Genomic DNA, 17,827 nt, shown 5'->3' on the forward strand with positions numbered 1-17,827 from the left:
GGAGTGAACATAGGCTCCTTATTTCCTGCCAACTTCTCCCCCATACACACCTTCTCTCTATGCCTCAAGACCGGGCTGATCCCGTCATGAGAAGTGAAGGTGTGTATTCCGCCCTCGGTGAGGCGAACACGGCTCACCGACAACTCATCGCGCTACGCGTCGACATCGGAGATATGCATTATGTAATACGTGATACGCTGTACCGGCCACGCTGATAAGGGAAGCGGAATACGTTATTTGCGATACGCTTTATGTGATAGGCGGTATGGCTTTCGTGTTTTGTGATTCGGGTAATGTGTTATGTGTTAGGCGTTATGAAACAATCGGTACGTGATTATCGAGGTGCAATATGTGTTACGTGTCATGTTAAATTGATTGTGCAGAATTTGATTTCCAGAATTCGTTATGTGTTACGTGAAAATCGTTTTGCGGATGGTGTTCTGTGAAGTTCGATATGCGGAATTCAAAATGCCGGATGTGTTAAGGGAACTGAAATATGCAAGAGGTAGGATGCGCCATGCAATATCTGATATGGGAGCATCGCTCCTTCCTGGAGATCGACGACAATGAAGGTCATCACGGCACTGACGCGAAAGGGTGGTAGCGGTAAAACCACGCTGATACGAGCATTGGCAGCGGCGGCATTGTCGCAGAACAAGCGATCCGTCCTGGTTGATGCCGACCCGCAAAAGGCGCTCTATCGGTGGGCGGAGCGAACCGGTTACGAGAACCCCAAGGTAGCGGTCAAAAGCATCGACAAGCCCGCCGAGTTGGAACCGCTGATCGAGGAAGCCGAAGCTTCCGGAAAGATCGATTATATCTTTATCGATACGATGGGCGCGGCAGGTTCATGGGCGGACCTACTGGTTGGGCAAAGCGATCACCTCGTCTGTCCAATGATGCCATCGGCCACGGATTTGCAGATCGCAACCGACACGTTCAACTATTATTGCGACCTTCGCGCACACGTCGACGAACCGGAACTGCTTCCCTCGTTTCGCGTGGTCCTTGCAAGGATGCCCAGCAAGCCCAGCAAATCAATGTTCGACGTTGCACGCGAAGCTCTTAAACGGTTCCCGGTGATTGATGAGCTTTTCATGCAGCGTGTCCAACACGAAGCCGTCGATCTCGAAGGCGGCCTTCTGCCTGAACTCGCCGACAGACTTCAGAACGATCCCAATCCGCTCAAACGCACGCACGCTAAGCACTTCCATGACGCCGTGCAGGAGGCTTGCACGATTCTCAGCCAGGTGGAGGCTAAAAAATGAAAAAGCCGACGATCAAAATCTCCGACGCCGATCCCAATCAGTCCTTTGGTGGCGAGTACGCCCGCTTTAACGACCAGCCCGCGGCCGAGACAAAATCCGCAGCGGGCAAACTCGAGACCAACCCCGCACCAGCACCCGCCAGGCCATCCGCCAGACGTCAGAAGGCGAGGGTTCAAGAGCCGCCACGCTCTGCCGCTACAGCCGTAGAGACCGGCGACAAGATGGCGGTGCGCCGCGTCACCCTGATTGGCTATCCGACGAACGACCAACTCAACGAACTAGAGGTTCTCGCCGATCAAGGTCTGCCGCTCGCCGATATGATCCGCCTGGCCGGGCGAAATGCATTGTCCTCCTTCGCACCGAAGCCGGCCTTTTCCGACTATTCCGATGATGACCGCGCCAGATATGTCGATGCCTATCGGACATCGAAGGAGGTACCCGTTGAAGTTTTGGAAGAACTACATCGACAGGGCGATCCGCTTGATTTCAAGTCTGACGGGGCGATGCTTCGCGGACAATTCGAACCACATTTTCGGCAAAAACTCGACGATTTGATCGAAGATCAAAAGAAAAAGCTCGCCAATAAGACCTGAAAACATCAAAGATACAATATATAATATATATTTTCAAATAAATGTTGCGGTAAAAATAGCACTTTCGTCGGGAAAAGATTTCAATACCGCCACCTTAGGACCTCATTCCTGCCTTGAAAGGGGGAAGGAGTTTTGGCTTCCTTCCCCCTGAAGCCAAATCGGTCGAACCGTGCCTCGCTGCGCTGCGGCCGCACCACTCCGAACGATTTGGCTTCACCCCCATCCTTCCATGTTCGCCACATGGCAGGGGGGTAAGCGCGGCTTACCGCCCCTGATCCATTCAGGAAAAGTGGGTCGTGCGAGGTTCGAAAAAGGTCCAATGACGATGGCGAATGAAAAGAAGTCACACGGCGCGGCCGTTGCCCGCATCCTGAAACGCTCAACCCGTGAACATGTCGGCTACCTCTACCAGTGGAACACCGGAGAGAAGCAGGACGGCTGGTTCTCCGATACGATTGAAGATGTGATCTATGAGCCCCTTGATCCGAAAGACTGCAAAATTGGCCGCAATCCCGGCGATCGGCCTGACGATGATACCGGCACTGGCGGCAAGCCCGAGCTGGACGCACCAGATTGAACGCGGTCTCGATGTCTACAGCGTCAAATCCGGACCAATAACGCTTCATCTGATTTGCGACCCGGACATGGCCTATCTCACCCGATCCTATAGCAATCTTCGGATAGAGGCTGGCGGAGATGATGACCGTTCCGGGCCAGTCACCATTCGGTTTGAAGATGGCACGAGCGCGACCGCTTCAATGCATAGAGGCGCAATCGCCAAGGACGATGCGGCGGAGGAGACCTGGCAAGCGATCCTTGATGGACTGCGCGGCAATTCGGCTCTGACTCTGGATTTCGGCCATGGTGTCGTGCTGCCAGTAGAGACAGGCAAGGCGCCGAACTTCTCCTGCAAATCAAGCTGAGCCGCAAAGCGGCATGGCGCGTAGCGCCGGAACGGGCGGGGAAGGGCGCTTGCTCTTGCCCGCCCGTTCAATTTTGGCGATGATCTGGATGGAACGAGTGTCCCGCCACGAATATTCGCGGCAGGACATTTGATTTACGCTGCCAATTCGCCGGCGACCTGGCCCGTCTGTGCGGCGATATAATCGACCGCTTTTTGCGCTTCCGAAGCGGCGCGGAAAATTGCCCGCTTGTCGTCTTTCAATGCGGCCAGCCATCCCTCGACATAGGCGGCGCTCTGGTCAAACCGGGGCGTGACGCCAAGGTTGACCGCCAACATACAAGCGCCGATCTCGGCGACCAGCTCTTCGAAGGCATACGCCTTTTTGTCAGCGAAACGGTTGAAACGGTCGAGCCGCTGGGCGCTGCCTGTCCAGTGCGTGACCTCATGCGCCAGCGTTCCGTAGTAACCGTTGGCATCATGAAACGTCGCAATCGGCGGCATATGAACGATGTCCCGGCGAAGGCTGTAATAAGCGCGCGGCTCCTCGCTCGTTTCGATCACGGCTCCCGTGCTGGCGAAATATTGCTCAAGGCGGCTGTCTAGTTCGGTGCCTAGGTTTCGCGCCGGCTCTGGTCGATTGTAAAATTCTTCCGGCAAACCCTCAATCTGATCGGCGTTGAACACGCGGTAGGCGCGGCAATAGGGAATGCGGTGGTCTTCTCCGTCATCGGTTTCCTTTTCCACGGTCCCATATTTGACGACCGTCGCCGATTTTTCGCCCTTTCGAACCTGCCCGCCGAGTTCGCTTGCCTGTCGATAGGTCATCCATCGCGCCGACCCGTAACCCTTGGCAGATGCTCTCGCCCACAACATCAAAATGTTGATGCCGCGATAGTCCTCCCCGTTGAATCGGCGAGGCATGGCAACGCACCCGGTTCCACCCGTCCACGGCTTCTGCCATGGCGGCGTGCCCGCCTCGATCTGGGCGATGATTTCATCGGTAACGTGCTGGTAGACATCGAATTTCGGGTTCGCCATTTGTGGCCTCCATTGTGACTGTCGGGCAAGAGCCGCGCAAAGCGCGCGTCCTGTCCGATTGCCTCGTGGCGAACAGCGGGTGTGCAAGCGGAGTGGGCGGCTTCGCGGGGAACCGGCTGCACTGAGCGCCAAAGCGCGAGGGAAGCTGGGCGGAAGCCGCTTCGCAGCGCGCCGAGGGCGGCGCCCTAAGCCGGCGAAAAAGGCTCAACAGTCTCAGATGTTGACGGTTGGCAGATCACTGAGGCGAGTGGTGTAGCGGGGCGAACGATGGTCGGCCCGCAACGCCCATGATCGTTTGTAGCCTTCGCTTGCGAGGACAAGCGTCTTCTTGCCGAAACGATCATTGACCGCATCAAGCGCGCCCATAAGGCGAGCATCGCGCGGTCGATCCGGAGGAAACAGAAGGCGAGGGGCCTTGTCGGCGACCACCAGGTCATCAAGGATCACACCGGCCTTGGTGTAGGCATAGCCATTATGATCGCGATCACCCTTCCATGCCCGTGCAGCACATCTCAGAGCGGCCTCGACCAGATCGAAGCTGTCGGCCGACATGGGCGTCAGACGCGTGGTCCGCGATGCGGAATGCTGGGGCCGCTCTGGCTTATGCCGGTTGGTATGGAAAAACGCCGTGATGGTGCCGGCGACAAGGCCATGAGAGCGCAGCTTTTCCGCTGCACGGCTCGCATGGGCCGAAAGAGCCTGCGAGAGCTCGTCGAAGCTGGTCATTGGCGTTCCGGCAGATCGGGTTACGGCCATGCCCTTACGCTGAGGTTCGACCTCCTCGATGCCGATGCAAGGCACACCACGCAGTTCGGCGACGAGACGTTCCAGTACGACGGTTCCGATCTTTCGGGCATGGGGCAGGGGCATGGCGCGCAACTGCGAGGCCCACAAAATGCCCTGGGCCTGCAATTTCGCTTCGGTCGCAGCGCCGACACCCCAGATCTCGCCGATCGGCACGCGATCCAAAACATAGTCGCGGATGGCGTCGTCCGTCAGATTGCAAATACCGGCGAAAAGCGGATTCTTCTTGGCCGCGAAGTTTGCAAGCTTGGCGAGCGTCTTCGTGGCAGCGATGCCGACACAAGTCGGGATGCCGGTTCGCTCGCGCACTTCCTGGCGCATGTCGGACGCCTGAGCGATCATCCGTTCACCGAAGCCAGAAAGATCGACGAAGGTTTCATCGATCGAATAGACTTCAAAACGCGGAGAGAAGCCGCCAATCGTATCAACGACGCGCCGGCTCATATCGCCGTAGAGTGTGTAATTGGACGAAAAGACCCTGATGCCGTGCCGTTCGATCACATCGCGCATCTTGAAGGCTGGCGCACCCATCTTGATGCCGAGCGCCTTGGCTTCCTCCGAGCGTGCAATCGCGCAGCCATCATTGTTCGACAGGACGATGACCGGCACACCGGCAAGGCGCGGATCGAAAACGCGCTCGCAACTGACGTAGAAATTGTTGCAGTCGATCAGGGCGATGGGGTCGGCCATCGGATTTATTCGACCGGAAGGCGGCGCACGACGCCGGCGACGACGCCCCAAATCTCGGTCGATTCCGTGACCTTGATCGGCGCGTAGCGATCGCCATGGGAGCGTGGATCGAGAAAATACACGCCTTCACGTCGGGCCAGTTTCTTGAGCGTGACGGCTCCGTCGACCACGGCAAGAACGATCCGTCCAAGCCGTTTCTTGCCGGCGCGGTCAACGGCAATCAGATCGCCGTCCATTATGCCTTCGGCCTCCAGACTATCGCCTGACACGCGCCACCAGAAGATGGCGCTCTCGTGGCGAACGATCCAGGCAATCGGATCGATCGTATCTTCCAGATCGTCGGCCGCGGGCGATGGAAACCCCGCCGCGACGTTGACCGTGGCAAAGGGAAGCAGCTGCGGAGAGACCGCGATGCGGGCGAAATGAAGGATCATGACCTTGCAGAACATAAAGCGAACATTTTACATATAAGAAGCGCGATAATTCGGCTGTCAACGTTAGGATGAAAAGCATGGTTATGACCCAACGTCCGCTTCTGGAGGACCAATGATCATTTGACGCGGCTGTTTCCAGTGGCGGCGAACCTGGCCGAACGGCCATAATCCTGATCATTTCGGCACCTGCGTCCGGAATCGAGACGGCGCGACCATGGGTGTCGTCGTCAAGCATTTCGACGATCGTTGGAACTGGGCGGCCTATGATGCGGATACGAACCCGCGCGGCCTGGAGGACACAAAGGCGCTGGCCAAACTTCAGGTCGAGCGGCGCGCACGATCCATGCGCAAGGAACCGAATTTCATGTATAGGGCCGGATATAAATCGCCCAGCGCCAAAATGATGGAGCGCCGCTCATGTGCAATCTCTACTCCATGACGAGCACGCAAGCAGCGATCCGCGACCTTGTGAAGGGCATGACGGACAAGACCGGCAATCTGCCGCCGCTCCCTGGCATCTTTCCTGATACGCAAGCGCCGATCGTGCGAAACGGCGCCGATGGTCTGGAGATGGTCACGGCCCGTTGGGGCATGCCGTCGCCGCAGAAGGCGCTGGAGAACAAGAAGACCGACCCGGGCGTCACCAATGTCCGGCGGACGGAATCGCCTCACTGGCGCCGTTGGTTGAGCATCGAACATCGATGCCTGGTGCCGTTCACCTCTTTCAGTGAATACGACACGATCGACGGCACGAAAGTGCCGGTCTGGTTCGCGGCCAATGATGATCGGCCGCTTCTGTTCTTCGCCGGAATCTGGACGAATTGGACGGCGGTTTGGAAAATGAAGGAGGGCGAGGTCAACGTCGATCGCTACGGCTTCCTGACCTGCGAGCCGAATGCGGAAGTGAAGGCCGTCCATCCGCGGGCTATGCCTGTCATCTTGACGACGGTCGAAGAGCGCGAGGTCTGGCAGCGGGCCGACTGGAATGAATCCAAAGACCTGCAACGCCCCTTGCCGGATGGCGCATTGCGGATTGTGGCGAAAGGCGAAAAAAAGGACGCTGGACCCTGAGCCACTGTTTGCCAGGCCAATCTACCTTCAGACTGAGCGATCCCGCCCAGGAACGGTTCGCGCACGGCATCCGTTTGCATGGAGCGTCATGAGCCCGTCGCTCGCTCGCGGAACTCTGCTCTATTGGATAGAAAGAGACGGACAATGAAAAAACGGATTAGCCTTCGATCATCGCCATCGCTTGCGATGGACAATGCTCTGTCCAAATTGACACCAGAGCAACTTGAGCGCTTGGCTGTCGCCGTGATCTGCGCCCAAAGACGACGAGTGGATCATGCGCAGCGACTGTACGATCGACTCGATTCAATCCAGAAAAGCGCGTCCACGAAGGACGGCGAAGGCGACACGCTGTACCACTATACAAACGCCGTCCTATCCATGAAGGCACATCATCAGATTGCCGCGGCCGTAATCGACAGACTTGGATACATCCCGCAAGGCATAAATTCTGGTGAGCGTTGACGCATCGAGGATGTCGGAAACTGTTATCATGAAATGGGCAATGGCTGCGTGTCGAGACACCCGCCATTGACTTGCGGAATTGAAGAGAATGGCAAGGAGCCGGACACTGGACAACGAAGCCTATAAAAACCGAATGGGACTCGTCGAAACCACAGATCCCGAAGTCGACAAGCCGATTCATAGACGTTCGGGTTTTCGCGGCATACAGGAATTCTCCGAGATGGATGCCGCGATCGGCAAATTAATTCGGGAACGTCGAGACGCTATCCCTCTCACACGCAACGAGCTTGGCGAGTTGCTGGGACTATCAGCGCAAGTGTATGGGCGATATGAGCGTGGGTTCTCGAAGATGACTGCGACACGAATGGTCCATCTTGCCGAACTGCTCGATTTTCATCCGATCGAATTGTTGGGTGAAATCGCTCCACATTTCTTTGGAGAGAACGAGGAAGACGCCGAAAAGAAACTGCAGCTTTGCGTTGGCATATTCGACCTGCCGCCAGAAACCGCCGCCGCTTTCTTGCATATCGTCGACCACGGCATGAAAAGCGGCAAGGGTAGGGCGCTCTCATAGTGGTGGTTCGGCGCAAGGTAAGTCGGAATCGATTGCGTCAAACAGCGGGTCGCGATCTGCATGAATAACGGAACGGCGCGGCTTCTCATGGCACTCGCCATCTTCTTGTCCCTTGCATCCTGCGTTGGCCATGGCTGGCTGACATTCGCAGGCTAAGCGGAGCCTAGCATCCGGGGCATGGCGAAAGGCGCCCTGACCGAAGTCAGGGCGCCACCCTCATGATGGCTGTTCTGTTTTGCCGAGTTCAAGGCGGTAGCCGAATTCGAGCTTGGCGATGAACGGAATGGTGAAAGCGACCGTGATCCGCAATTGACCCTTGTGGGTCATGTGGCGGATCAGTTTATTGGCGATCCGGGACATGAGGCGACCGGTTCTGCGGCAGAAGTGCATTAGTGTTTTCATAGCGTATCTCCTTGAGAGGCTGTTGATGCGTAATCGCGGAGCTCGACTGCGCCGCGGGACCGCTGACCGCACCGCGCAAGCGGTCGCAACGCAGTGGAGAACCCCAACGGGGTTGCGGTCTTGAAGCGGGAACGGGGCGTATCGTGCGCAGCATAGGATTACGCACGGCCTCTCCAGGATCGTTTGAAAACACCGAGCTTCGTTGCTCCGGTCAACTCGTCGATCGCCAATAAACCGAGCCAGGCTGAAAGACTGGATCACGGTCGCTTTCACCATGCCGTTGCGACCCATGGTTTCATTGTGGCCAAAACAGAACAGCCATCATGAGGGCGGGGCTGCGGTTAGCAGGGCCGTTTCGCCGTGTGGGAAAGGAGTACGAGGAAGGGGCGTAGGGGCTTCCTCGGCCATCAGGATGGGGGCTGTCTGCCCCCTATGCGCCTTTAGCGCATTCCCCCGAGGATATTTTTGGAAAGATGATGGAGAAGGGGAGAAAGGGCGGCCGAAGCCGCCCGATCTTAGCTCTCGACAACCTTCTTGTGCAGGAGGTCGAAATCATTGGCGGCAAGGGTGAAGCCGTAGACCTTCTGGCCGTCCTTTTCGTAGTCGCTCTGGCGGATCGTGCCGCGAGTGTGGATCAGGTCGCCGGAGCCGATATTGTCGAGCACCCATTTCATGGCGCGTTCGTTAAAGATGGTCACTTCATTCCAGAAGGGGTTGGACTGGAACTCGCCATTGTTGTCCTTGCGGCCGTATTCGGCGGCGACGGAAACGCGAAGGGTCGGGCCGACTTCCTTGATCTTTCCAACTCGGCCGATGATCTGAAATTCTGCGAATGTCCGCATGATTGTCTCCTGTGATGCGTGTTTCGGTAAAAAGCGGACAGGCTGGGACGCGATGCGATCAAACCAAAAAGCGGAGGGTCCGCAAGGCGGAAACCGCTTTTTTAATTGAAGGGCACTCTTGAAGAGCTGCCCGGTCGCTAAGAGTGGACCAAGCCAGGTTCAGCGTCCGAAACACGCCTCACGGGGCGATTGGGTACGTCTTCGGTTTCATCGGAGGCCGATGAATGGCTTGCGGGAAATGGCTTCATGCGACAGTGGCGGGCGTCGGTGCGACGGCTGCACATCAAACGTCTTAGTCCAATGGGGTAACGAGGCCACTGAACTGCGCTTATACAAAACGCGGGATAAGTCATTGGATATTCGAACTGCGATATGCAGTATGCGATATGCGGACTAGGCGGCCCCCTCCAGATGTTCAGCTTTGGCGTTCTCGCCGGGCTCGACAGTCTCGAACAACAAACGCAGGTCGAGCTAGGCCGCGCTGCGCCGCGCCAAACGGCTGCCTAAACAACGGCCTTGGCGACAAGATCCGGGTCAGCCGCGATCACGCGAAGATAGGCGACGGCATAATCCGGAGCCGTGACGCGCGCTTGCTCCCAATCGCGGAGCGTTCCAACGGGAACACAAAACCGCGTGGCAAACTCTAGCCGCGAAAGCGCGAGTGCGGTTCGCGTCATTCTGACAAAGCGCGCCCGCTGACCCCGTTCCATGGCCTCTGCCGTGACATCGAAATCTTCGGGATCGTTTGGATCAGCCGGCAGCTCGATTTCGTCCGTACTCATGCGTCACCCTCGCTGAATGTTTCAAGGCGACGCAGTTAAGCGGCACCCTCCAGATGTTCGGCTTCGGCGTCCTCGCTCGTATCGACAGTCTCGAACGACAAACGCAAACCCAAGGCTTTGGAGACTTTCAAGATTGTGTCGAGTGTCGGATTGCCTTCACCCGATAGCGCCTTGTTCAATCCGACGCGCGATATGCCGGTTTCGCGTGAAAGCTGGCTCATGTTTCGCGCACGGGCGATCACCCCAAGAGCGCGCGCGATATAGGCTGGATCGTCACCACCTTCATCCATGGCCGCATGAAGGAATTCAACGACATCATCTTCGTCTTCGATATAATCTGCCGCATCGAAACGGCTAAATTCCACGTCTTTCATTGGCTTGACCCTTTCCATGTTTCCGCCAGTTCGCGGGCAGTCTGAATATCACGGGCCTGGCTCGATTTATCGCCACCGCAAAGCAGTATCACGACCATATGGCCGCGCCGCGTGAAATAGACCCGATAGCCCGGTCCATAGGGAATACGCAGTTCGGAAATGCCTCCGCCAACAGACTTGGCATCGCCAACATTGCCGTCTTCCAGCCGCACCAAGCGAGCGGCGATCCGCTGCTTGGCCCGACGATCTTTCAGACCGCCCAGCCACTTCGTAAAAACAGAGCTTTGAATAATCTGAAACATGTGAATACTATAGTTATCACTTTTCGAACCGTCAACTGTAGTTATCAGTTTCGAGCTGCAACTCTAAAAAACCCCCGCCCGAAAGCGGGGGCCAAGTCATCCTCACCACGAAGGACGTAAGCGGTTCCAGCCTTCTGCGGGCCGATAGGGCAGGGCGCTTCGCGCGCCCCGCCCACCAATGTCAGGCCATGCCTTCGGGGAGCCATTTGGCGATCCGCTCGGCCTGTTCGGCAGTGACGCCATGCACGGCCTGTGTCTCCTTGCTACTGAACAGCTTCTCCAACCTGTCGGCCTTCTCGCTCTTTTTCAGCTTGGCGAAGGATTTGGCCGCCGCATCGTTCTCGGAGAGGTCCAGAAGATCGCGCCACAGATCATTGAGATAGGCCCCGCCGACGCGGCCAAAGAAGTTCGTAGCGGTTGGGGTCCAGACCGCCCGAATGTCGGTTTCAACCTCCTTGTCGAGAAGGGCGGCAAGCTTGTCATCGCCAATGCTGACCAGCGCGGCGAGGTGACGGGTCAGTTCGGCCATGACGTGATCGTTCCCACGCGCCCGGAAGGCGCGAAAACCTTTCGCAAGGTCCGATCCAAACGGATCGTCTGGACGGTCTGCCGGTGTGGTCAGGCGCCTATCGAGTTCGTAGCCGTCGCCTGATGTGGTCGGCCAGTTGGCAACGTCAGACGTCCTCAAACCGAATGCGTTTCGATACCCCATCTTGCCGGTAAGCTGATAGGCCAGAAGCGCCAGCAGCAGTTCCGGATTGGCGAGCGCGGCATTTTGCCGAGCGCCGGTCGCCACCCGCGCCAGATCGTCGGCGAGCGCATTGGAAATTGCCGGTTTGGCGGCGGGTTCGCCTGTGCTGTGTGACGAGCCCTGCAGAAGCCCTGCCTCAATGGCCGCCACCTTGTCTTCGTTGCGCACAATACCTTTGGCGCACTGGAAAACGCCTTGCGTATCGACATAGGCGATGATCCCGGCATGGGTTTTCTGTTCGTCGGAGTAATCGCCGTCGATGATGGCCTGTAGCGCATTCAATTCATCGAGGCCGTCGTCATCAAGCACGTCTCCATTGGCAAGCTCGGCCAGCTCGTCATAGCGTTCCGATCTTGCTTCGCTTAGATCGCCCGCTTCGGGGTAGAGCCGCGCCATTTTGGCGTCTTCGATCGTGTGATAGCCGATATAGCTTTCTTCGATGGTTTCGGCCCATTTCCAGCCCGCCTCCGATTGGATCGCCCCGGCGACCTCCGAGAGTTTGTCGCGAAAGATGGCATCGACCAGATCGGGATTTTCCAGCGAAACGACATCGGAAAAGAGGTCGTTCGTGACCTTGCCGCCTGCTTCTGTGTAGGCGTCCAGTCCGATGAAGCGAACGCGCCGGTCTGTGGCATTGATCCGGTCGGGTTTCAGCAGGGTCTTGATCTGGTGTTCGGAGAGATTGCGGGCTTTTGCGATGTCCAGCACTTCAAGACTGCGCTGTTCGTCCTCGCTGATTGTGAAGGCGCTGGCGCTGCCAAGGCCGATGGCGTTTTGGGCCAGCGCATCGATGATCGGCGTCGGCAGATTGGCGAGTGCAAGCCGCTTGTAGACATGATTTTCAGAGACGGCAAAGGCGCGGGCGATGACGGCAACGGTCGCACCGGCCTTTTCCATCTTTCCATAGGCACGGATTTCGTCTGCGGGATGGAGGTCCCGGCGGGCAGCGTTTTCAGCGACGGCCCAAGCCTGCGCTGTCAGACTGTCGGGTGCGATCTGGACGCGCGGATTGGCAAGGTCGGGGTGTTGGGCGATGTGATCGGTTTTGGCCAATAGCTGCAACGCGCGAAGGCGTCGGCCACCAGCAACGATTCCGATGCCGCCCTTGTCGTCACGCAAACCGGCAAGATTTTGGATGAGGCCAGCGGTTCGAATGCTTTCGGCCAGTTCTGCCACTTCGTCATCGGTGACGTTCTGGCGCGGGTTGAGGGGTGACAGATAGAGGCTTTCAAGGGGAAAGCGGGTTTCTTCGGCGGTGATGGTTTCGTGCTTGGACATGGTGTTTGGTCCTTCAAGGGATCGATCAATGGGGAATTGCGGCCAAGGGGCTGGCCGCGCTGAGGTCAGTAGTCTTCTGGAAACATGATGGTCAGGAGCCGCCGCGTTTGGGCGTCGTCCAAGGCGTCTTCGGTGCCGTATTGATAGTCGGCATCGTAGAGGTCGATTTTCCAGAAGAGGTCTTTGCCAAGGGCTGTGACCTTCCCGAAATCATGTTCGCCATATGGGTCGTTGTCGTCTTCAAAGGCAGTTTGCGCGGCGACGGCCTGCATAGCGGCAAGCTGAAACGCTTCGCTTTCGAAAGCGACGGCACGGGTCATAACGACGCGGCCAATGGGGGCGCTCTCATTTGAAGCTGTCAGGCTTTGGCGACGAAAGGCATCGTTCTTTTCGGCAATCGCGGTTGCGCGCGAAACGTTGACAAGGCTGCCGCCGCAAGCCGAGCAGCAATCGGGGATCATGGAATCCAGCGTCTCGGTCGATCCGCAGGACAGGCATATGTATTGAGCCATTTGTGGCCTCCTTAGTGGTGAAGCCCCGTGCCGGTCTTGGTGCCGATCATGAGGGGCGGTCTGGCAAGTGAGCCGCGCAAAGCGCGCGCCTCTCTTGCTGGACTGCCTCCCGGCGAGGGCAGGAGGGGGACCCGTGCCAGGTCTGAGGACGGCGGGAAGGAGGGGAGGGGGATCACCCGGCAACGCAGTCCGGAGCGCCATGGCGGCGAACGGGACCGATGTCGGGGACACCCTGACTGACGCCGGACGAACGGCCTAGGCGCGGGGGAACCGGCGGTTCACGAATTCCACCAAGGAGCGATCGGCGCGCGCAAAGCGCCGATCTCCAGAGCCTCGCCCAAGCGAGCGTTACCCGACTGGGCCGGGACAGGCGTGTTCCGCACGACCATGGGGGCCGTGATGGTGGCTGGCTCGGAAGAGACTGACGACAGCACAATGGGCGCCCAGGAAGAGTGGAGCCGTTCGGCCCGGTGAGGGTTTGAAGAGACCGAATAGGGCGCGCTCACGCATTCATGCGGGATGGGCTCACAATCTCAAATCGAGACTGATTTGCAGAGGTCAAAAGCCATTCTTCATTGGCTTAGACCGTGGTTTTCATTAGAGGAATCGAATGCCTATTTTCCGACGCAGACGCCGCCGGCGCGGCCCCGGTCTCCTTGTCATCATGATCGCTTTGGCCGGTATCTTGCTACTGCGCCAGACAGATCTCGATGCGCTTAATATTCAAGGTTTCGAACTGTCGGACCTGAACTTCGAAAAGCTCGATGCAAAACGCTGGAGCCTGGACGAACTGACCGTCTCGACCTTCGGCGATCAAATCACAATCTGGATCGACCGCCTGAAAGACCAGCTCGGCCTCGACATAACCTCATCCAAAATCACCACGGTTGAAGGCGTGGCACGCATCATCGATGGCGACACACTGGCCATAAACGATCGGCGAATCCGGCTGTTCGGCATCGACGCGCCGGAATCGGATCAGACCTGCAAGATGAAAGCGACGGGAACAGCCTGGCGCTGCGGCGACGCGGCAACCGAAACCCTCGCTCAATTGATTGGGACACGGCCTATTTCCTGCGAAATCCGCGATACAGATCGCTATGGGCGGCTAGTCGGGATTTGCCAGGTAGGTTCGCTCGATCTCAATAGCCGCATGGTCGCTGAGGGTTTTGCGATGGCCTATCGTCGCTATTCGCTTCGTTATGTCGATGAAGAGAGCGCGGCGCGAAGCGCCGCGCTTGGTCTTTGGTCGACGGAATTCGAGCGCCGGAGTGACTGGCGGCGGCATTAGTTTTTACGCGATACGATAAACGCAAAAGAGCGGCCGTGAGGCCGCTCCTGTCTTAGGCGCCGAAGATCTTGATGGCTGCGCCTGTTGCTGCGGCCGTGGCGCCGATCAGCGCCGCCGCGGCCAGGGCCGGGGCGAGCACGGCGTCCCATTTGAGCTTGTTGCCTTCCATGGCAAGCTTGCGGCTCTCGTGTAGGAATTTGCTGCTTTCCTGGATGAGCTTGCCCGTCTCGGCCAGCAACTTCGCCGTTTCGGCACGCATCCGCTCATCATAGAGCGCTTTTTCTTCACTGGTCATGTTCGTATCGCTCATGGCATTTCTCCTTTGAAGATAGAGCAAAGCGCCGGGAGAATCGAGGCTGACGCCCCGCCCGGTCGCCGCCGATCGGACACGCCAGGTCCAGGACCGCCCGGAACGGGTGGCTTGCAAGACGCGTCGCCAGCGCGTCGCCGTCCTTGAACGGTGTGGTAGACTGCGAAGACCGTGTGGGGTGGAAGGTCCGGCCCCGGCCCTTTCGGGCCGGGTGAACAGCCGGACGCCGAATTGTCAAAAAAAAGCCCTGGCGAAGCAGGGCCAAATCATCCTTCACCACGAAGGACGGATCGCGCGGGGTAGCGCGTCCATGCCAACGCTATCACAGACACACAAAAGAGCAATATTGTTTTAGGGGACTGACTGCCCCCTCGACAGCGCCAAAGGCGCATCCCCGTGGATATTTTTGGAAAGATGATGGTTTTGACGAAAAAACAGAAATGTGTTTTGTTAGCGCCACGGTACAGGCGGGGACGCCGATGACCGTGAAAGGTGATACACCTTGGCCGGGATCGCGAGATTCCGGCCTTTTTCATGACATTTCAGAGACTGTGTATAGGCCGACCGCCATTGGACATTATTCGTTGGGTGAGTAGAAGAAGGTAAGTCATTGCACCCGAAACGCGATCATGCCTGAGTCCGCCTTGAGAATAATCCTGGAGGAACCACTGCGCCGGTTGGTGCAGCTTGGTGAGTACCGGATTCAGGTCGTCTGCCTTAAAAATGCCTACCAGACGCAGGGCAACTGGCGCGGCACCTGGATCATGCGAGCTGTAACCTCAGACGATCGTCCTGACTATACGCTTGTGACCGCCCGCACTGCTCTGGAGGGATCGGAAAAGGTGGAGCCCCGGAGCTTCAAGACATTTGCGGGTGTGGTCGGTTTCCTCCATGAAACCGGCTGCATCAGCGCTGATGTCCCGCTCTATAAGGGCATGAGCATCGTCCAACGAAGCCTCGGTCCAAACGATCTGACAAAAGACGACAAGTCGACGTAACATATTCGGCCCATTGGCAGGTCGCTCATTCTCTTCGCAGACCACGTCGCCGCGCCAAACCAATCAGACTCCCCGTAAGATTGAGCTTTCCAGCCCGGAATTTTCGCGTCATGGCGCGGAATGCACCGCCCGGATTGATGACCGGAGTCATCGGATGATCGCGATTGGCGTCCAGCACCAGGACGCAAAGCGCCGCGCCGGCATCTCCCATCACCGTTGCCGCTTCTGTCCAAGCCGAATAATTGATGCCGAGAGATGGCAAAAGGTCATGCGCCCCATCGATCACATCGAGCGGGCGGATTTGTCCATGGTCGCTGCAACGCGCGGCGATGAACTGTTTCAGGTCGGGTCCGGCCAATCGGTAAAGGTAATCCGGTTCCAAAAGAACCTTCAGTGGCCCTTTAGACGCTGTCCGTTCGGCTGCCTCCTTTATTCCAGAGCCCATAACTGCGCCGTCAGGCGCAGTTTCTATTAAATCAAAGTCCGAGGGCTTGCCCGAGGTCCGTTTGTTCACCGGCACGGTACATTCAGAAGTCTGATCTTCCTTGTTCTCTTGTATATAAGAGCGGAAGTTTTGTTCCGCTCGACCGGAAGAATCACACGTCATTTGGACGATCTGATCGGCCTTTATACACAGCGCGCGAGCGGCCGCGACGTGAGCTTCAAGACTGGCAATCGGCAATTGGCGCAGGGAGCGACTTGGCGGCCAGCCATTGAGGGCTTCCGCAAGTGCGGCCCGATCGGGGTGGTTGGCTGAGAGGCGCGCCAGCGCCTTGTTCATTCGACGAAGATAGACGCTGCGTTCCGCGACCAGACGCCTGATGTCTTCGCGCTCCTGGCGAAGCTGATCGCGCAATTCGATCAGGTCGGGAACCATCTCGATAAGGCGTGAAAACACGATGCCGCAACGGCTGAGCGAACCGCGTGAGCCATTGGCCTTGATGCGAAGTTCGATGATCCCGAGATCTTCGCTCAGAACGCGCTCATCATAGCGCAGGGCGCGCGTGGTTTTGTTGAGCGCCAGGGCGGTATCGGCCTGCGAAGCGTAATAGACAGGCTCGCTTGTGCGCGAAGTCCAGTCGCTCGGCCGCGTGCGGCTTATCATGTAGAGAAGCGCAGCGAGCCGGTTGCAGCCAAGGCCGATGGCCGGGGCGATTTCGTTGAGTAGCGTTTCGATCTGGCTCCGATGCCAGCCTTGGGGCAGTGCCGGGTAGGATTCCGCATCCATAATCCGTAATTCCTCATACCTGACTCCAGGCAAGCCGATCCCGTTCGCAAAAGTTGCGTTTTTCGCTTGCCTATGAGGTCGGGAAGGGATAGAAACGGAGCTGTTGACTTTTTCCGTTTCGATTGGTCCTTCTCGACTGGTTGAAATTCCAAGCCCTCGCTTTGGTTGGCGCCTAGCGGGGGCTTTGCTTTTCCAGCTTTGATTTCTGGGCAGTATTCTCCTTTGCTTTTGCTGATACTTACCGGATCGACCGTGGACGAGCGCACTGAGTCCCGCAAACCATCCACCGACAGTTCTGTGGATAGCTTCGATGGTCAGTAATTGACCTTCTCGAACCCGTAATTGCCCTCATAGTCCCGCCATTCGATGAAGACGGCACGCTGGCTGATTGTCGGGCAATCTTCTTTGCTCCACCCGCTTATGCTTCCATAGGTGATCGGCAGGTTGTGAACGGAGCTAGCACTCCAGCCGAAACTACCTTGCGTCCCATAGGTGCCGACATCGACATTTTCCGAACGCCGGCAGTATTCGTTCAGCCGGCTCGAAATCCATTGCTGACGAGCGTATTTGACATGGTAGACGCGGATGGACCGAACGAAATCGAATTCTGGTCCGCTGATATCGGTATCGGCAGCGCTACCGATCCTCGCATCCTGAACCCAATGCAGAAGAGCCGATTTGTCGAACGTTTCGCTGCGAGCCTCGCGCCGAACGGCAGACAAAGGCCTGCTCACTTCCTCTTTCTCGCGTGCAGGAGATTGCGGCGAAGCTTTTTTAATCGACAAGTTTCGCGCGGGCATTTCGGGTCCCCGATAGGAAATGCCCATTGGACAGCGCCAGATTTGCAGCGGAGGTTCGATAGGCCAAGGAGTAATACGACGAATGAATTCTGCACGAGCCGCATCACACACAGATCCCC

General features: G+C 57.6%; 23 protein-coding genes. 10 read left to right on the plus strand and 13 right to left on the minus strand.

The genetic code is table 11. The features are described 5' to 3' along the window. Window positions 1–566 precede the first annotated feature (566 nt). The 4 genes from D8780_RS15390 (at window position 567) to D8780_RS15405 (ending at window position 2,784) form a co-directional block, all read left to right on the plus strand. Window positions 567–1,268, plus strand: coding sequence for an AAA family ATPase (locus tag D8780_RS15390; RefSeq protein ID WP_121646760.1), 702 nt, complete (start codon window positions 567–569; stop codon window positions 1,266–1,268). Further along, entirely contained in the window at window positions 1,265–1,861 is a 597-nt protein-coding gene (locus D8780_RS15395; protein WP_121646761.1) for a hypothetical protein, read from the plus strand. Before D8780_RS15390 ends, D8780_RS15395 begins: the two co-directional genes overlap by 4 nt. Window positions 1,862–2,180: 319 nt before the next feature. After that, window positions 2,181–2,438, plus strand: coding sequence for a hypothetical protein (locus D8780_RS15400; RefSeq protein WP_121646762.1), 258 nt, complete (start codon window positions 2,181–2,183; stop codon window positions 2,436–2,438). Continuing rightward, window positions 2,392–2,784, plus strand: a complete 393-nt coding sequence (locus D8780_RS15405; protein WP_121646763.1) for a hypothetical protein — start codon at window positions 2,392–2,394, stop codon at window positions 2,782–2,784. Before D8780_RS15400 ends, D8780_RS15405 begins: the two co-directional genes overlap by 47 nt. A gap of 134 nt (window positions 2,785–2,918) precedes the next feature. On the opposite strand, the gene D8780_RS15410 is transcribed toward D8780_RS15405, so the two are convergent. From D8780_RS15410 to D8780_RS15420, 3 genes are all read right to left on the minus strand, one after another. Continuing rightward, window positions 2,919–3,803, minus strand: a complete 885-nt coding sequence (locus tag D8780_RS15410; RefSeq protein WP_121646764.1) for an ArdC family protein — start codon at window positions 3,801–3,803, stop codon at window positions 2,919–2,921. A gap of 213 nt (window positions 3,804–4,016) precedes the next feature. Then, window positions 4,017–5,297: a Y-family DNA polymerase gene (locus D8780_RS15415; protein WP_121646765.1), complete on the minus strand. Its 1,281-nt coding sequence runs from the start codon at window positions 5,295–5,297 to the stop codon at window positions 4,017–4,019. A gap of 5 nt (window positions 5,298–5,302) precedes the next feature. Then, window positions 5,303–5,731: a LexA family protein gene (locus D8780_RS15420; RefSeq protein ID WP_121646795.1), complete on the minus strand. Its 429-nt coding sequence runs from the start codon at window positions 5,729–5,731 to the stop codon at window positions 5,303–5,305. Window positions 5,732–5,945: 214 nt separating this feature from the next. On the opposite strand from D8780_RS15420, the gene D8780_RS15425 reads away from it, so the two are divergent. The 4 genes from D8780_RS15425 to D8780_RS15440 all read left to right on the plus strand — a co-directional run bounded on the left by D8780_RS15425 (window position 5,946) and on the right by D8780_RS15440 (window position 7,838). Then, window positions 5,946–6,170 (plus strand): hypothetical protein, encoded by a 225-nt coding sequence (locus D8780_RS15425; RefSeq protein WP_121646766.1) that lies wholly within the window; start codon window positions 5,946–5,948, stop codon window positions 6,168–6,170. Beyond that, window positions 6,149–6,802 carry an SOS response-associated peptidase gene (locus D8780_RS15430; protein WP_121646767.1) on the plus strand — a complete coding sequence of 218 codons (654 nt, stop codon included), beginning with the start codon at window positions 6,149–6,151 and terminating at the stop codon, window positions 6,800–6,802. Before D8780_RS15425 ends, D8780_RS15430 begins: the two co-directional genes overlap by 22 nt. 144 nt (window positions 6,803–6,946) lie before the next feature. Then, the gene (locus tag D8780_RS15435; RefSeq protein ID WP_158598536.1) at window positions 6,947–7,264 is read left to right on the plus strand and encodes a transcriptional repressor TraM; all 318 of its coding nucleotides are present in this window, start codon (window positions 6,947–6,949) and stop codon (window positions 7,262–7,264) included. 220 nt (window positions 7,265–7,484) lie between these two features. Then, window positions 7,485–7,838 carry a helix-turn-helix domain-containing protein gene (locus tag D8780_RS15440; RefSeq protein WP_158598537.1) on the plus strand — a complete coding sequence of 118 codons (354 nt, stop codon included), beginning with the start codon at window positions 7,485–7,487 and terminating at the stop codon, window positions 7,836–7,838. Between the two features lie 216 nt (window positions 7,839–8,054). Here D8780_RS15440 and D8780_RS15705 read toward each other — a convergent pair whose 3' ends face one another. The 7 genes from D8780_RS15705 to D8780_RS15470 form a co-directional block, all read right to left on the minus strand. Next, complete coding sequence (locus D8780_RS15705; protein WP_147440343.1) at window positions 8,055–8,240, minus strand: trans-acting factor B; 186 nt, start codon at window positions 8,238–8,240, stop codon at window positions 8,055–8,057. Window positions 8,241–8,755: 515 nt separating this feature from the next. Further along, the gene (locus tag D8780_RS15445; RefSeq protein ID WP_121646770.1) at window positions 8,756–9,082 is read right to left on the minus strand and encodes a single-stranded DNA-binding protein; all 327 of its coding nucleotides are present in this window, start codon (window positions 9,080–9,082) and stop codon (window positions 8,756–8,758) included. 503 nt (window positions 9,083–9,585) lie between these two features. Beyond that, window positions 9,586–9,864, minus strand: coding sequence for a helix-turn-helix domain-containing protein (locus D8780_RS15450; RefSeq protein WP_121646771.1), 279 nt, complete (start codon window positions 9,862–9,864; stop codon window positions 9,586–9,588). Between the two features lie 35 nt (window positions 9,865–9,899). Continuing rightward, the gene (locus tag D8780_RS15455) at window positions 9,900–10,238 is read right to left on the minus strand and encodes an addiction module antidote protein (protein WP_121646772.1); all 339 of its coding nucleotides are present in this window, start codon (window positions 10,236–10,238) and stop codon (window positions 9,900–9,902) included. Next, window positions 10,235–10,540, minus strand: coding sequence for a type II toxin-antitoxin system RelE/ParE family toxin (locus D8780_RS15460; RefSeq protein ID WP_121646773.1), 306 nt, complete (start codon window positions 10,538–10,540; stop codon window positions 10,235–10,237). The genes D8780_RS15455 and D8780_RS15460 overlap by 4 nt, the downstream gene beginning before the upstream one ends. Before the next feature lie 181 nt (window positions 10,541–10,721). Further along, window positions 10,722–12,569: a ParB/RepB/Spo0J family partition protein gene (locus tag D8780_RS15465; RefSeq protein ID WP_121646774.1), complete on the minus strand. Its 1,848-nt coding sequence runs from the start codon at window positions 12,567–12,569 to the stop codon at window positions 10,722–10,724. A gap of 65 nt (window positions 12,570–12,634) precedes the next feature. After that, window positions 12,635–13,081, minus strand: coding sequence for a DUF3768 domain-containing protein (locus tag D8780_RS15470; protein WP_158598538.1), 447 nt, complete (start codon window positions 13,079–13,081; stop codon window positions 12,635–12,637). Between the two features lie 610 nt (window positions 13,082–13,691). Here D8780_RS15470 and D8780_RS15475 point away from each other — a divergent pair. Next, window positions 13,692–14,372: a thermonuclease family protein gene (locus D8780_RS15475; protein WP_199699669.1), complete on the plus strand. Its 681-nt coding sequence runs from the start codon at window positions 13,692–13,694 to the stop codon at window positions 14,370–14,372. Window positions 14,373–14,424: 52 nt separating this feature from the next. Here D8780_RS15475 and D8780_RS15480 read toward each other — a convergent pair whose 3' ends face one another. Continuing rightward, window positions 14,425–14,682: a hypothetical protein gene (locus D8780_RS15480; protein WP_199699670.1), complete on the minus strand. Its 258-nt coding sequence runs from the start codon at window positions 14,680–14,682 to the stop codon at window positions 14,425–14,427. Between the two features lie 629 nt (window positions 14,683–15,311). On the opposite strand from D8780_RS15480, the gene D8780_RS15485 reads away from it, so the two are divergent. Then, window positions 15,312–15,680, plus strand: coding sequence for a hypothetical protein (locus D8780_RS15485; RefSeq protein WP_147440345.1), 369 nt, complete (start codon window positions 15,312–15,314; stop codon window positions 15,678–15,680). 25 nt (window positions 15,681–15,705) lie between these two features. Here the strand turns inward: D8780_RS15485 and repC are convergent, their stop codons facing one another. Continuing rightward, a complete protein-coding gene (gene repC / locus D8780_RS15490) occupies window positions 15,706–16,908 on the minus strand; it encodes a replication initiation protein RepC (protein ID WP_121646777.1) in 1,203 nt (400 codons plus the stop codon). Between the two features lie 314 nt (window positions 16,909–17,222). After that, on the minus strand, window positions 17,223–17,642 hold the full coding sequence (locus D8780_RS15975) for a hypothetical protein (protein ID WP_245412436.1): 420 nt from the start codon (window positions 17,640–17,642) through the stop codon (window positions 17,223–17,225). Window positions 17,643–17,827 lie beyond the last annotated feature (185 nt).

The sequence above is a fragment of the Notoacmeibacter ruber genome (assembly GCF_003668555.1).
GTDB classification, from domain to species: Bacteria; Pseudomonadota; Alphaproteobacteria; order Rhizobiales; family Rhizobiaceae; genus Notoacmeibacter; species Notoacmeibacter ruber.

What these genes read in the sequence shown, in the direction of transcription:
- D8780_RS15410 (WP_121646764.1), bottom strand. Translation starts at nt 3,803, where the DNA reads ATGGCGAACCCGAAATTCGATGTCTACCAGCACGTTACCGATGAAATC.
- D8780_RS15440 (WP_158598537.1), top strand. Translation starts at nt 7,485, where the DNA reads ATGGATGCCGCGATCGGCAAATTAATTCGGGAACGTCGAGACGCTATC.
- D8780_RS15435 (WP_158598536.1), top strand. Translation starts at nt 6,947, where the DNA reads ATGAAAAAACGGATTAGCCTTCGATCATCGCCATCGCTTGCGATGGAC.
- D8780_RS15480 (WP_199699670.1), bottom strand. Translation starts at nt 14,682, where the DNA reads ATGAGCGATACGAACATGACCAGTGAAGAAAAAGCGCTCTATGATGAG.
- D8780_RS15395 (WP_121646761.1), top strand. Translation starts at nt 1,265, where the DNA reads ATGAAAAAGCCGACGATCAAAATCTCCGACGCCGATCCCAATCAGTCC.
- D8780_RS15390 (WP_121646760.1), top strand. Translation starts at nt 567, where the DNA reads ATGAAGGTCATCACGGCACTGACGCGAAAGGGTGGTAGCGGTAAAACC.
- D8780_RS15450 (WP_121646771.1), bottom strand. Translation starts at nt 9,864, where the DNA reads ATGAGTACGGACGAAATCGAGCTGCCGGCTGATCCAAACGATCCCGAA.
- repC (WP_121646777.1), bottom strand. Translation starts at nt 16,908, where the DNA reads ATGGATGCGGAATCCTACCCGGCACTGCCCCAAGGCTGGCATCGGAGC.
- D8780_RS15475 (WP_199699669.1), top strand. Translation starts at nt 13,692, where the DNA reads ATGCCTATTTTCCGACGCAGACGCCGCCGGCGCGGCCCCGGTCTCCTT.
- D8780_RS15485 (WP_147440345.1), top strand. Translation starts at nt 15,312, where the DNA reads ATGCCTGAGTCCGCCTTGAGAATAATCCTGGAGGAACCACTGCGCCGG.
- D8780_RS15705 (WP_147440343.1), bottom strand. Translation starts at nt 8,240, where the DNA reads ATGAAAACACTAATGCACTTCTGCCGCAGAACCGGTCGCCTCATGTCC.
- D8780_RS15430 (WP_121646767.1), top strand. Translation starts at nt 6,149, where the DNA reads ATGTGCAATCTCTACTCCATGACGAGCACGCAAGCAGCGATCCGCGAC.
- D8780_RS15470 (WP_158598538.1), bottom strand. Translation starts at nt 13,081, where the DNA reads ATGGCTCAATACATATGCCTGTCCTGCGGATCGACCGAGACGCTGGAT.
- D8780_RS15415 (WP_121646765.1), bottom strand. Translation starts at nt 5,297, where the DNA reads ATGGCCGACCCCATCGCCCTGATCGACTGCAACAATTTCTACGTCAGT.
- D8780_RS15420 (WP_121646795.1), bottom strand. Translation starts at nt 5,731, where the DNA reads ATGATCCTTCATTTCGCCCGCATCGCGGTCTCTCCGCAGCTGCTTCCC.
- D8780_RS15465 (WP_121646774.1), bottom strand. Translation starts at nt 12,569, where the DNA reads ATGTCCAAGCACGAAACCATCACCGCCGAAGAAACCCGCTTTCCCCTT.
- D8780_RS15455 (WP_121646772.1), bottom strand. Translation starts at nt 10,238, where the DNA reads ATGAAAGACGTGGAATTTAGCCGTTTCGATGCGGCAGATTATATCGAA.
- D8780_RS15425 (WP_121646766.1), top strand. Translation starts at nt 5,946, where the DNA reads ATGGGTGTCGTCGTCAAGCATTTCGACGATCGTTGGAACTGGGCGGCC.
- D8780_RS15460 (WP_121646773.1), bottom strand. Translation starts at nt 10,540, where the DNA reads ATGTTTCAGATTATTCAAAGCTCTGTTTTTACGAAGTGGCTGGGCGGT.
- D8780_RS15445 (WP_121646770.1), bottom strand. Translation starts at nt 9,082, where the DNA reads ATGCGGACATTCGCAGAATTTCAGATCATCGGCCGAGTTGGAAAGATC.
- D8780_RS15400 (WP_121646762.1), top strand. Translation starts at nt 2,181, where the DNA reads ATGACGATGGCGAATGAAAAGAAGTCACACGGCGCGGCCGTTGCCCGC.
- D8780_RS15405 (WP_121646763.1), top strand. Translation starts at nt 2,392, where the DNA reads ATGATACCGGCACTGGCGGCAAGCCCGAGCTGGACGCACCAGATTGAA.